The organism is Streptomyces sp. NPDC006335 (assembly GCF_040612795.1).
Taxonomy (GTDB): domain Bacteria; phylum Actinomycetota; class Actinomycetes; order Streptomycetales; family Streptomycetaceae; genus Streptomyces.
Genome location: NZ_JBEXQX010000002.1, coordinates 281,871 through 294,302, shown reverse-complemented (window position 1 = coordinate 294,302; position 12,432 = coordinate 281,871). Strand labels below are relative to the sequence as shown.

Sequence of the window (12,432 nt, the reverse complement as noted above, 5' to 3'; positions counted from 1 at the left end):
CCGTCCTGGTGCCGCCGGGCGGACAATGGTGGCGTAATGCCGGACCCAGGGGGGCCGGAGGCGATCGCGCATGACGTTCGTACAGCTCATCGACTGCAGGACCAGCCGTTTCGACGAGATGAACCGGCTGATGGACACGTGGGTCGAGCAGACCAAGGGGAAGCGGACCGCGACGCACGCGGTGGTCGGCAAGGACCGGTCCGACGCGTCGCACTTCGTCGAGATCGTGGAGTTCCCGTCGTACGAGGAGGCGATGCGCAATTCGGGGCTGCCGGAGACCGAGCGGATCTTCGAGGACATGGTCGCACTGTGTGACGAGGTGCCGACCTTCACGGATCTGGACGTGGTGCGGGACGAGCAGCTGGATCCGGCGGTGGCGCGGGAGTTCTTCGAGCAGGCCGGGCGGGCCGGGACGGCGGAGCTGTTCGAGCGGTTCACCGACGACTACCTCGACCATGATCCCGCCAACCCCGGGGACCTGGGGCTCGCGGCGGCGCGCGAGGAGTACGAGGGGTGGCGGCGGTCCTTCGAGTTCACCTTCCGGGTGGACGACCAGATCGCCCAGGGCGACCGGGTGTGCACCCGCTGGACCTGGGCCGGGAAGCACACCGGCGAGTTCGTGGGCATCCCGGCGACCGGGCAGAACGTGACCATGACCGGGACGACCTGGCACCGGTTCCGGGACGGGCGGATCTGCGAGGGATGGTGGCAGTACGACCGTGCGGGGCTGATGGAGCAGCTCGGGGTACTCGGTCAGTGACGCCGAAGACCTGGTGACCCGCGAAGGGGAAAGCCCCCGTTCCCTCCTGGCGAGGGAACGGGGGCCTCCTTACGAGCGGTTCGCTCAGTGGGAGTGGCCGTGGCTGTGACCACCGGCGGCCGGCTCCTCCTCTTCCTTCTTCTCGACGACCAGGGTCTCGGTCGTCAGGAGGAGGGAGGCGATGGAGGCGGCGTTCTCCAGGGCGGAGCGGGTGACCTTGACCGGGTCGATGACGCCGGCCTTGACCAGGTCGCCGTACTCGCCGGTCGCGGCGTTGAAGCCCTGGCCCTTGTCGAGCTCGGCGACCTTGGAGGTGATGACGTAGCCCTCCAGGCCGGCGTTCTCGGCGATCCAGCGCAGCGGCTCGACGACGGCCTTGCGGACCACGGCGACACCGGTGGCCTCGTCGCCGGTCTTGCCGAGGCCGCCCTCGAGCACCTTGGCGGCGTGGACCAGAGCGGAGCCACCACCGGAGACGATGCCCTCCTCGACCGCGGCGCGGGTCGCGGAGATGGCGTCCTCCAGACGGTGCTTCTTCTCCTTCAGCTCCACCTCGGTGGCGGCGCCGACCTTGATCACGCACACGCCGCCGGCCAGCTTCGCGAGGCGCTCCTGGAGCTTCTCGCGGTCCCAGTCGGAGTCGGTGTTCTCGATCTCGGCCTTGATCTGGGCGACCCGGCCCTGGACGGCGGCGGAGTCACCGGCGCCGTCGACGATCGTGGTGTCGTCCTTGGTGACCGTGACACGGCGGGCGGAGCCCAGCACGTCCAGGCCGACCTGGTCGAGCTTGAGGCCGACCTCCTCGGAGATGACCTCGGCGCCGGTCAGCGTGGCCATGTCCTGGAGCATCGCCTTGCGACGGTCGCCGAAGCCGGGGGCCTTGACGGCGACCGCGTTGAAGGTGCCGCGGATCTTGTTGACGACCAGGGTCGACAGGGCCTCGCCCTCGACGTCCTCGGCGATGATCAGCAGCGGCTTGGAGGCGCCCGCCTGGATGACCTTCTCGAGGAGCGGCAGCAGGTCCTGGATCGAGGAGATCTTGCCCTGGTTGATCAGGATGTACGGGTCGTCGAGGACGGCCTCCATACGCTCCTGGTCGGAGACCATGTAGGGGGACAGGTAGCCCTTGTCGAAGGCCATGCCCTCGGTGAAGTCCAGCTCCAGACCGAAGGTGTTGGACTCCTCGACGGTGATGACACCGTCCTTGCCGACCTTGTCCATCGCCTCGGCGATGAGCTCGCCGACCTGCGCGTCCTGGGCGGACAGACCGGCGACGGCGGCGATGTCGGACTTCTCGTCGATCGGGCGGGCGGTCGCGAGGAGCTCCTCGGACACGGCCTTGACCGCGGCGTCGATGCCCTTCTTCAGGGCGGCCGGGGAGGCACCCGCGGCGACGTTCTTCAGGCCCTCGCGCACCAGCGCCTGGGCGAGCACGGTGGCGGTGGTGGTGCCGTCACCCGCGATGTCGTTGGTCTTGGTCGCCACCTCCTTCACCAGCTGGGCACCGAGGTTCTCGTACGGGTCCTCGACCTCGACCTCGCGGGCGATGGTGACACCGTCGTTGGTGATGGTGGGAGCGCCGAACTTCTTGTCGATGACGACGTTGCGGCCCTTGGGGCCGATCGTCACCTTGACCGTGTCGGCAAGCTTGTTGACGCCGCGCTCGAGGGCGCGACGGGCGTCCTCGTCGAACTTCAGGATCTTCGCCATGGGAGCGGTTCAGCCCTCTCGGAAAATGTGGGTGAAACGAACTGCGCCCCAGACGCCCGGCTTCATAAGGTGGCGGGGGCCCGGGGCGCAGCTCACAAGCAAAATGTGCTTGAGGTGTCTTACTTCTCGATGACCGCGAGCACGTCGCGGGACGAGAGGACGAGGTACTCCTCGCCGTTGTACTTCACCTCGGTGCCGCCGTACTTGCTGTACAGCACGATGTCGCCGACCTTCACGTCGAGCGGCAGGCGCTCGCCGTTCTCGAAGCGGCCCGGACCCACGGCGAGGATGACGCCCTCCTGGGGCTTCTCCTTCGCGGTGTCCGGGATGACCAGGCCAGAGGCGGTGGTCTGCTCGGCGTCGAGCGGCTGGACCACAATGCGGTCCTCGAGCGGCTTGATGGCAACCTTGGAGCTGGTGGTCGTCACGATCCGACCTCCCCCTTCGGAGATCTCACGGGGTTAACTGTCTGAGGTGGCGACCAGGTGGATCCGTCGTCGCGGGTGCCGGACCTGCCCGTCGCTGTGTTGGCACTCTCCAGGGGGGAGTGCCAGACCTGAGACTATGACCGCGATTAGCACTCGGTCAAGCGGAGTGCCAATCGCGTCTCCGGCCGTGGCCTCCGGAGCACCCCTACAGGTAGTCCTCCAGCCGCCCCACCGTCAGCCCGCGCCGCTGGATCTCCCTCAGCAGCCTCGTCGTGCGTTCCGTCAGGGTGGGACCCGTCGTCTCCGCCGATGTCACCGAGACGATGTCGCCCGCCCTCAGCCCCCGTCTCTCCCCCTGCGCCGACACGCTCCACAGCACCACCGCCGACAGCCCGCAGTCGGCCGCCGCGCGCAGGGTCGTGCGGTCGTACGTGCCGTAGGGCGGCCGGAACAGCCGCGGGCGGATGCCGAAGCGGGAGCGCACCTTCTCCTGCTGGCCGCAGATCTCGGCGCGCTGTCCGGCGTACGGCAGGCCGCGCAGGGCGGGGTGGTCGAGGGTGTGGTTCTGGATGCTCGCGCCGACCGACTGGAGGCGCGCGAAGTGGCCGTACCCGGGGCCGACGACGCTGTCCGTGAGGAACATGCTGACGGGCAGCCGCAGTTCACGGACCAGCTCGACGAACCGCGGGTCCTTCTCCGCGCCGTCGTCGTAGGTGAGGAAGACGACCCGGTCGGACGTCGGCACCCGCTTCGCCACCGGCGGCAGGCCGCCGCGGCCCACCGGCGCGCGGGCCGGCATCCGCGGGGGCGCGGGCAGCGGGGCCGTCAGCCCCCAGTGGCGGTACGGCCGTCCGTCCGCCTGCACCGGGCCGTGCGACCCGACCCGCTGGGCCGCCTTCTTCCCCAGCCGTTCGATGGGGTCGACGGACTGGGCGCAGCCGGCGAGGAGTGCGGCCGCCAGCCCCGCGGCGACCAGGGTCCGCGGTCTCACAGGTAGTCCTCCAGGCGTGCGACGGAGTACCCCTCGGCCGTGACCTTGTCCAGGAAGCGGCGGACCATGTCGGTCATCGTGCCCTTCCAGTCCTCCCGGCCCCGGAAGTGGCTGAGCACGATGTCGCCGGGGTGGATCTCCCGGTCCCACTCGCGGTACTCCCAGTGGTCGACGAAGACCTCCTCGTTCCAGATCGGCGCGTACCTGATGCCGCAGGACTTCGCCGCGCGCAGGGTGTCCTCGTTGTAGTTGCCGTAGGGCGGCCGGAAGAGCGCGGGCCGTGTGCCGTACCGCTTCTCCATGACGTCCTGCATCCCGCAGATCTCGCGCTTCTGGCGGGCGTACGACAGCGCGGGCAGGTAGGGGTGGTGGAGGGTGTGGTTGTTGAGGGCGACCCCCCTGTCCCGCATCTTCCGGAAGTACCCGTAGTCCTCCTTCACCAGGTAGTCGCTGAGGAAGGCGGTGTAGGGGATCCGCAGCTCGCTCATCATCCGCAGGAACGCGGGGTCCTTCTCGGCGCCGTCGTCGATGGTGAGGAAGACGATCTTCTGCTCGGTGGGGACGGTGGTGAAGACCGGCGGCAGCCCCTTCTCCTCGTGGCCGTCGACCTCGAAGCCCTCGCGGGTGGTGACGCGGGGCTTGGTCACGGGCGCCGGCGGGGCCGTCAGCGGGACCCTCTTCAGCCCCCAGCGCCTGGCGGCGGCGATCCGGGTCTGTTCGGCGCGGAGCCTGGCGGCCCGGATGGCGGTCTTGTCGGCCTGGAGCTCGGCGGCGGGAGCCGGGGGCGCCTTGAGGGGCGGCCGGCTCCCCGCGTCGGTCCCGGCCGGGCGGGCGCACCCGGAGACCAGGGCGGCCACGGCCAGGAGGACGAGTCCGCCGTGGATCGACACCCTCAACGCACCATTTTTGTAGTTTTGTCCTACTGTTCCCATGGCGCCGGATCCTCGCAGGTCACGGCGTCGCACCCGGGCCGACACCGCCGCTCGGGAGCGGACCGTCCACCGACTGGCCCACAATGACCCGGTGAACGACCTCGCCCCTCTCCTGACCCCCGAGGGCCGTGCCCTCCTCGACGAAGTGCGCGGCACCGCCCCCGCCGACGAACTCGCCGTCGCCACCCGGCTGCGCCGCGAGCACCCGGCCGCACTGGTCTCCGCGGCGCTCGGCCAGGCCCGGCTGCGGCAGCGGGCGGTGGCGAAGTTCGGCGCCGGGGACGCCGAGCGGATGTTCTTCACGCCCGACGGGGTCGAGCAGTCGACGCGGGCGAGCGTGGCCGCCTACCGGGCCGTCAGGCTGAAGGCGATGGGCGTCACCTCCGTCGCGGACCTGTGCTGCGGGATCGGCGGTGACGCGATCGCGCTGGCCCGGGCCGGGATCAGGGTCCTCGCGGTCGACCGGGACCCGTTGACGGCGGCGGCCGCACGGGCGAACGCGGACGCGCTGGGACTCGCCGACCTGATCGACGTAAGGGAGGCGGACGTCACGGAGGTCGACACGGCCGCGTACGACGCCGTGTTCGTGGATCCGGCGCGGCGGGGCGGGCGGGGCCGCATCTTCGATCCGGAGGCCTACTCGCCACCGCTGTCGTGGGCCGTGCGGGCCGCTCTCAAGGCCCCGCACGCGGCGCTGAAGGTCGCGCCCGGCATCCCGCACGAGGCGGTCCCGGCTCAGGCCGAGGCGGAGTGGATCTCGGACGGCGGGGACGTGAAGGAGGCGGTGCTGTGGTTCGGCACCGCGCCGGGGGCGGTCCGGGCGACGCTGCTGCCGGGACCGCGGACGCTGCTCGGGCGGGGGCTCCCCGACCCGGAAGTCCGTTCCGTGGGGCGGTACTTGTACGAACCGGACGGCGCCGTCATCCGCGCCCACCTGGTCGCCGAGGTGGCCGAGGAGGTCGAGGGCGGGCTCGTCGACCCCACCATCGCCTACGTCACCTCGGACGCCCTGCTGGTGACGCCGTACGCCACCGCCTACGAGATCACCGACCGACTCCCCTTCAACGTGAAGAAGTTGAAGGCGCTGCTGCGGGAACGCGAGGTCGGGATCCTGACCGTGAAGAAGCGGGGGTCGGCCGTGGAGCCGGAGGAGTTGCGGCGCAAGGCGCTGCCCAAGCCGCAGGGGCCGCACTCGGCGACCGTGTTCCTGACCCGGGTCGCGGGGGCGCCGACCATGCTGATCGGCGCCCCGGCGAGGGCCGTCACCGGTGCTGGACCGTCCTGAGCGGCCCCAGGTGCGGGTCGGCGCCTCCTGGGCCGGCGTCGGCGCGCAGGGCCTGGCTGCTCACCCGGGTGCTCACGGGCTCGTCACCGTTGCAGTACGGCGTGCAGGCGACCGGGATGACCAGCACCGGGCCGGTGAGGAGCCGGCCGTCGGTGCCCGGCCGGGGTCCCGCGTCGTTGGCGGCGGCGCCGGGCGCGGCGGCCCGGGTGCCCACCTAGGCGAGCGCCGCGGCGCGGCGGCGCGTGGACAGTCTCACGTCGTCATCCCCCACAACCGATCACTGACCGCACTCCCGCGCCCGGTCCAGCAGCAGCTCCCGTTCCCGTTCGTTGCGGGTCTGCGCTGCCGCCCGTTCGAACTCGGCCCGCGCCTCCGTCGTACGGCCGAGACGGGCCAGGAGATCGCCGCGCACGCTCGGCAGCAAGTGGTAGTCCAGCAGGGCGGGTTCGCCGGTGAGCGCGTCGACGATCTCCAGGGCCGGGCCGGGGCCCTCGGCCATCGAGACCGCGACCGCCCGGTTGAGTTCGACGACCGGGGAGGGTCTGCGGGCGGCGAGCAGGGCGTACAGGGTGGCGATGGCCCGCCAGTCGGTCTCCTCGTAGGAGTACGCGTGCGCGTGGCAGGCGGCGATGGCGGCCTGGAGGACGTAGGGGCCGGGCGCTCCGGTGGCCGTGGCGTCGGCGCGGGCCAGGGCCTTGATGCCGCGGGCGATGAGCATGCGGTTCCAGCGGCTGCGGTTCTGGTCCTTGAGCAGGACGGGTTCACCGCGCGGTCCGGTACGGGCGGCCGTGCGGGAGGCCTGGAACTCCAACAGGGCCGCCAGGCCGTGCACTTCGGGTTCCTTGGGCATGAGGGCGGACAGCAGGCGGGCCAGGCGCAGGGCGTCCTCGCACAGGGACGGGCGCAGCCAGTCGTCGCCGGCGGTGGCCGCGTAGCCCTCGTTGAAGATCAGGTAGATGACGTCCAGGACCGAGCCGAGGCGGGCCTCGCGGTCGGGGCCGTAGGGGACCTCGAAGGCGACGTTCTTCGTGGCGAGGGTCCGTTTGGCGCGCGCGATGCGCTGGGCGACCGTCGCCTCCGGGACGAGGAAGGCGCGGGCGATCTCCGGGGTGGTCAGACCGCCGAGCAGGCGCAGGGTGAGGGCGGTGCGGGCCTCGGCGGAAAGCGCCGGGTGGCAGGTGGTGAAGACGAGCCTGAGCAGGTCGTCGTCGATGTCCTCGGGGTCGGCGGGCTCCTCGGGCGGGGCGGTCTCCGACAGGTCCCGGCCGATCTCGGCCAGCTTGCGGGCGTAGTTCTCGCGGCGGCGGACCAGGTCCACGGCCTTGCGGCGCGCGATGGCCATGAGCCAGGCGCCCGGGTTGTCGGGGACGCCGTCGCGGGGCCACTGCTCCAGCGCGGCGACCAGGGCGTCCTGGGCCAGTTCCTCGGCGATGCCGACGTCCCGGACGACACGGGTGACACCGGCGATGATCCGGGGCGACTCCATGCGGAAGACGGTCTCCACGGAGGTGCGGGCATCGGTGCGGGAGGGCTGTGAGGTGGTCACAGCCCCCCATTCGACACCGTTACGGCCGTATGGCCAAGGAAGGCGATGCGCCCCCGGGGCTCAGCCCTCCATGATCTCCCGCACCTCGCAGGTGACCGTCCAGTGCTCCTCGTGGACCTTCAGGAAGCGCTTGGTCCACTCGATCGCCTCGGCCATGTCCTTGGCCTGGACGATCGCGTAGCCCCCGACGACCTCCTTCGCCTCGGTGAAGGGCCCGTCGGTCACCGACAGCTCGCCCTTCTCCCAGTGGACCCGGGTCCCCTGCGCGGTCGGGGTGAGCCCGGCGGTGTCCAGCAGCACCCCGGCCTTCGTCATCTCCTCGATCAGCTCGCCCATGCGCTGCATCAGCGCCTCGCTGGGGCCCTCGGCGGGGGCGTTCTGCTCGTCGATCCGGACCATCGACAGGTAACGCGGCATGGTGACTCCTCGGTCGGTGCGGGGCCGGTCCTTCCCGGCCTCTCACCAGTGCGTCGATCGGAAGGGCCCGGGATCGACAGACTCCGCGGATTTCTTCGGAGAATTTTTCCCGGGCCCTCAAGCATGCGCCTGACCTGCTACGACAGCGAGCCGCCGAACGTCGCCCGCTCGATCGGCGCCCCGACCGTGCGGGGTCCGAAGGTGAACGCCGCGTCCGTCACGATGCCGGTCGGACGGCCGCGCAGCGACCAGACCGCGCCTTCACCGGTGTTCCCGCCTTCCACCATGTTCTCGCGGGAGGCCGCCGCCGCGAGGTCCGCGTAACCGTTGCCGTTGATGTCGTGGATGCTGACCGAGTCGCCGAAGTTGTCGCTCGACTCGACCGCGCCGGGGACGCCGTCGGTGTCCTGGGTGAAGCCCTGGGAGCCCTTGCCGGTCAGGCCCTCGCGGCTGCCGTAGAGGACGTTGACCATGCCCGCCCCGGCCTTGTCGCCCAGCTTCTCGCCGGGCGAGCCCACGGCCACGTCGGCGTAGCCGTCGTTGTTGACGTCACCGACCGCCACCGCGTCGCCGAAGCGGTCCTCCTCCTCCTTGGCGCCGGGGACGTCCGCGGTGTCCTGGCTGTACGACTTCCAGGTCGACTCCGGCTTCAGACCGGAGGCCGAGCCGAGGGCCACGGTGACCGTGGAGTCGTTCGGGACGCCCTGGACGACGTCGTCGAAGCCGTCGCCGTTGACGTCGCCGAAGGCCACCTGGCCGGTGCCCTGCGGGGCGGAGTCGGCATAGGTGAAGGCGCCTCCGGAGGCGTTGGCCAGGTAGAGCTGGGAGCCGAAGCCGCCGTCGCCGAGGTAGACGGTCGTCGCGAGGTCGTCGCGGCCGTCGCCGTTGACGTCACCGGCGGTCGCGTACATCAGGTCGAAGGGCTCCAGCCTGGGCGAGCCGAAGTCCCGCGTGGCGGTCGGCTTCCCGTCCCGGGAGATCGGGCCCTGCCAGACGGTGACCTCGGTGCCGATCGGGTCGTCGCCCGGGGAACGGCCGCCGCGGAACAGGACCAGGTCCGGCCAGCTGTCACCGTCGAAGTCGCCCGCCTGGGTGGTCGCCGCGGGCACGGACACCGCGCCGGACAGGCCTTCCTTGGAGCCCCAGACGACGACCGCGTCCCGCTTCGGGTCCGCGTGTCCGATGATCAGGTCGGTGCGCCCGTCGCCGTCCAGGTCCCCCGTGGACAGCTGGTAGCCGAAGTTCTCGCCCGCGGCGGGATCGCCCGGGATGCCGCTGGTGGAACGGCTGATGGTGGTGCGGTGGTCCTTGGTGAGGCCGTGCGGGCCGCCGTACATGACGGTGACGTAGCCCGCTCCCCGCTTGCCGTCGATGGTGGCGATCGGGGCGCCGACGGCGAGGTCCTTGTAACCGTCGCCGTTGAAGTCGTCCTGGACGGCCTTCGATTCCGCGGCCGAGGCGCTGCCGGCGAGGGCGGGAATCCCGGTGAGCGCGAGCACTCCGGCGATCAGCGGTACGGACCAAGCTTTGTACGAACGCGAGTTGGACATCGGTGTTCCCCCTGGTTACTGCAGTGTGGTCACCGCAACAGACACCCCCGGACGCCCGCTGGTTGCAGCAGGCGTCCAGTTTTTCAGTGAACACGTCAGCTGGAACTCAGCGGAGCGACTCCCACAGCTCGCGCGCGGCGGGCTCCTCCGCCACCACCCGGTTGGGGTCGGAGGGGGCGGTCACGACCGGCATGGTCACGGTCTTCACGTCGTCCGCGGAGAGGCCCTTCAGGCTCTCGCCGAGGCTCATCAGCTCGGTCAGCGAGTCGAGGCCCGTGTCGGTGGTGAGGCTGCCGGTGATGGCGTCGGCGACGGAGTACAGCTTGGCGGGGCTGGTCAGGAGGCTGGTCGAGGAGATCCGCTCCAGCAGGGCCTTCACCAGCTTCTGCTGGAGGCCTATCCGGCCCAGATCGCTGCCGTCGCCTATGCCGTGCCGGGTGCGGGCGAGCGCGAGGGCCGTCCTGCCGTCCAGGTGGTGGGTGCCCGCCTTCAGCCGCAGGTGGCTGTCGTCGTCGTCGATGTCCTGGTCCGTGGTCACCGTGACCCCGCCGAGGGCGTTCACCAGCTTCGCGAAGCCCGAGAAGTCGATCTCGACGTAGTGGTCCATGCGGACATCCGTGATCGACTCGACGGTCTTGACCGCGCACACCGGACCGCCCACCGAGTACGCGCTGTTGAACATCGCGCCGTACGAGACGGCCGTGGAACCCCCGCTCTTCAGCGGGCAGGACGGGCGGGTGACGAGGGTGTCGCGCGGGATGCTGACGACGGTGGCCGTCGTGCGGCCCGCGCCGATGTGGACGACCATCGCGGTGTCGGAGCGGGCCCCGGTGCTGCTGCCGCCGCCGAGCGCCTGGTTCTCCTTGCCGCTGCGCGAGTCGGAGCCCAGCACCAGGATGTTGACGGCCTCGGTGGGCAGCGGTGCCTCCTGCGAGGCCGAAGGGGTCGGGGTCGCCTTGGCGGGGCGGTCGTCGCCCAGCGCGCTGTCGATGTCGACGCTCTTGATGTTGCTGTTGAGGTGCCAGTACGCCCAGCCCGCCGCCGCGCATCCCGCGACCAGCGCGCCCGCGAGTGTGAGGCCGACGGCCTTCAGCACTCTCGGCCGCCGACCCACTCGTCTGTCCTCGTCGTCTCCGCTCACAGAGAGGAACATAAGTCCGAATTATTACGAGGAACGCCTCCCGGACGGCTTTCTTCGGAAAATCTCAGACTTCTCAGCCCAGCGTCACCACCGGCACCGGATTGGCCCCGCTCCAGGACCCGTTGAAGCCGAAGGTCACCGAGCCGCCGTCCGGCACGGTCCCGTTGTAGGCGGCGTTCGTGCAACTGACCGCGGTCCCGGACTGGGTGCAGGTCGCGTTCCAGGCCTGGGTGATCTGCTGCCCGGCGCCGTACGTCCAGCCGACCTTCCAGGACGACAGCGCGGCACCCGAGCAGGAGATCTTCACCTGGCCCGTGAAGCCGGTGTTCCACTGACTGGTCACGCTGTAGACCGCGCTGCACGCGCCGGTCGGCGGAGGCGTGGTCGTACCGCCGAGCGCCTCCGCGATCGCGTGGTACGCCGGTTTCGGCGCGTAGTTGTCGTCGTACGGGGTCGCGGCTCCCTGTCCCGGGAAGGTGCTCGGGATCCAGGAGTCGGAGTCGGTGAAGCCCCAGACGGTGGCGCCGACGCAGCGCGTGACCGCCACGCACGCGTTCATGACGGCCTTGTAGTCGGCGGCCTGCTGGGTCAGCTTCGCGCTGTCGGAGGGCAGCGTCATCCGGATGTCCAGCTCGGTGATCGCCACGTCCACGCCGAGGTCGGCGAAGCGCTGGATGTTCTGCTGGAGGGTCGAGGGCACCTGGCCCACGATGAGGTGGGCCTGGAGGCCGACGCCGTCGATGGGGACGCCCTGCTGCTTGAGGGACTTGACCAGGTTGTACAGGGCCGTGCTCTTCGCGTTGACGCCCTCGACGTTGTAGTCGTTGATGTACAGCTCGGCGGCCGGGTCGGCGGCGCGGGCGGCGGTGAGGGCCTGGGCGATGTAGCCGGTGCCGAGGCCGTTGTACCAGAGGGTCTGGCGGTAGGTGCCGTCCTCGTTGAAGGGTTCGTTGACGACGTCCCAGGCGGCCAGCCGGCCCTTGTAGCGGCCCACCTCGAGCGCGATGTGGTCGTTGAGGAGCCGGCTGAGCTGGGCCTGGGTCCAGGTGCCGTTGGTCAGCCAGCTCGGGTTCTGGCTGTGCCAGACGAGGGTGTGGCCGCGCACCTGCTGGTTGTGGGCCTCGGCGAAGTTCACGATCTGGTCGGCCTCGGCCCAGTCGTAGCTGCCGCGGGTCGGCTCGACGGAGCCCCACTTCATGGCGTTGCCGGGGGTCAGCGAGTTGAACTGCGTCCCGGCGAGGTCGCCGTAGGTGCCGGTGAGCTTGGACCCGGTGACGGCCGTGCCGATGACCTTGCCCTTGGCGGCCGCGAGGTCGCGGAGCGGGGTGTCGGCAGCGTGTGCGGCGGGCGCCGCGGTCATCAGCGCGCCCAGGACGAGGAGGGGTAAGCCGGTTCTCAGAGATCTCATGCGGGTGCCTCCGAAAGTTTCGGTCGTACAACCGATTGGCTTCGGAGGAGTGTGGGCGCAGGCACCCCACCCGTCAATAGGCCACCTTCCGGCCACGGCAGTGGCGCCGCGCACCGCCCGCAGCGGCCGGCGTGCGTTGTCCAGTACTGCTCAAGGGCCCCCACCGAACCGCAACGGGCCGCCGCAGGCATTCAGGGGCGCGGGGAACTGCGCAAAACACCAGCCCCCACCAACCCGCACCCGCCCCACCACCTGACCCGGCAC

At 70.8% G+C, this 12,432-nt stretch carries 12 protein-coding genes; 2 read left to right on the top strand and 10 right to left on the bottom strand.

The genetic code is table 11. From position 1 onward, the window contains the following. The first annotated feature begins 70 nt into the window (after positions 1–70). Positions 71–760, top strand: a complete 690-nt coding sequence (locus ABZ098_RS07345) for an ester cyclase (RefSeq protein ID WP_356588145.1) — start codon at positions 71–73, stop codon at positions 758–760. A gap of 84 nt (positions 761–844) precedes the next feature. On the opposite strand, the gene groL is transcribed toward ABZ098_RS07345, so the two are convergent. From groL to ABZ098_RS07325, 4 genes are all read right to left on the bottom strand, one after another. Then, on the bottom strand, positions 845–2,470 hold the full coding sequence (gene groL, locus ABZ098_RS07340; RefSeq protein ID WP_356588143.1) for a chaperonin GroEL: 1,626 nt from the start codon (positions 2,468–2,470) through the stop codon (positions 845–847). A 119-nt stretch (positions 2,471–2,589) separates the two neighbouring features. Next, positions 2,590–2,898 carry a co-chaperone GroES gene (groES, locus tag ABZ098_RS07335; RefSeq protein WP_013001368.1) on the bottom strand — a complete coding sequence of 103 codons (309 nt, stop codon included), beginning with the start codon at positions 2,896–2,898 and terminating at the stop codon, positions 2,590–2,592. A gap of 205 nt (positions 2,899–3,103) precedes the next feature. Then, the gene (locus ABZ098_RS07330; RefSeq protein WP_356588141.1) at positions 3,104–3,889 is read right to left on the bottom strand and encodes a polysaccharide deacetylase family protein; all 786 of its coding nucleotides are present in this window, start codon (positions 3,887–3,889) and stop codon (positions 3,104–3,106) included. Then, positions 3,886–4,821 carry a polysaccharide deacetylase family protein gene (locus ABZ098_RS07325; RefSeq protein WP_356588139.1) on the bottom strand — a complete coding sequence of 312 codons (936 nt, stop codon included), beginning with the start codon at positions 4,819–4,821 and terminating at the stop codon, positions 3,886–3,888. Before ABZ098_RS07325 ends, ABZ098_RS07330 begins: the two co-directional genes overlap by 4 nt. Before the next feature lie 91 nt (positions 4,822–4,912). On the opposite strand from ABZ098_RS07325, the gene ABZ098_RS07320 reads away from it, so the two are divergent. Next, the gene (locus ABZ098_RS07320) at positions 4,913–6,106 is read left to right on the top strand and encodes a class I SAM-dependent methyltransferase (protein WP_356588137.1); all 1,194 of its coding nucleotides are present in this window, start codon (positions 4,913–4,915) and stop codon (positions 6,104–6,106) included. On the opposite strand, the gene ABZ098_RS07315 is transcribed toward ABZ098_RS07320, so the two are convergent. The 6 genes from ABZ098_RS07315 to ABZ098_RS07290 form a co-directional block, all read right to left on the bottom strand. After that, positions 6,084–6,320: a hypothetical protein gene (locus ABZ098_RS07315; protein ID WP_356588135.1), complete on the bottom strand. Its 237-nt coding sequence runs from the start codon at positions 6,318–6,320 to the stop codon at positions 6,084–6,086. The two genes, ABZ098_RS07320 and ABZ098_RS07315, sit on opposite strands and share 23 nt — an antisense overlap. Positions 6,321–6,383: 63 nt before the next feature. Then, a complete protein-coding gene (locus ABZ098_RS07310) occupies positions 6,384–7,652 on the bottom strand; it encodes a sigma-70 family RNA polymerase sigma factor (protein ID WP_356588133.1) in 1,269 nt (422 codons plus the stop codon). A 60-nt stretch (positions 7,653–7,712) separates the two neighbouring features. Further along, positions 7,713–8,069, bottom strand: coding sequence for a YciI family protein (locus ABZ098_RS07305; protein WP_356588131.1), 357 nt, complete (start codon positions 8,067–8,069; stop codon positions 7,713–7,715). A 137-nt stretch (positions 8,070–8,206) separates the two neighbouring features. Next, positions 8,207–9,619 carry an FG-GAP-like repeat-containing protein gene (locus ABZ098_RS07300; protein WP_356588129.1) on the bottom strand — a complete coding sequence of 471 codons (1,413 nt, stop codon included), beginning with the start codon at positions 9,617–9,619 and terminating at the stop codon, positions 8,207–8,209. Positions 9,620–9,725: 106 nt separating this feature from the next. Beyond that, on the bottom strand, positions 9,726–10,772 hold the full coding sequence (locus ABZ098_RS07295; RefSeq protein ID WP_356588127.1) for an LCP family protein: 1,047 nt from the start codon (positions 10,770–10,772) through the stop codon (positions 9,726–9,728). Positions 10,773–10,833: 61 nt separating this feature from the next. Then, entirely contained in the window at positions 10,834–12,168 is a 1,335-nt protein-coding gene (locus tag ABZ098_RS07290; protein ID WP_356588125.1) for an endo-1,4-beta-xylanase, read from the bottom strand. Positions 12,169–12,432: the final 264 nt, after the last annotated feature.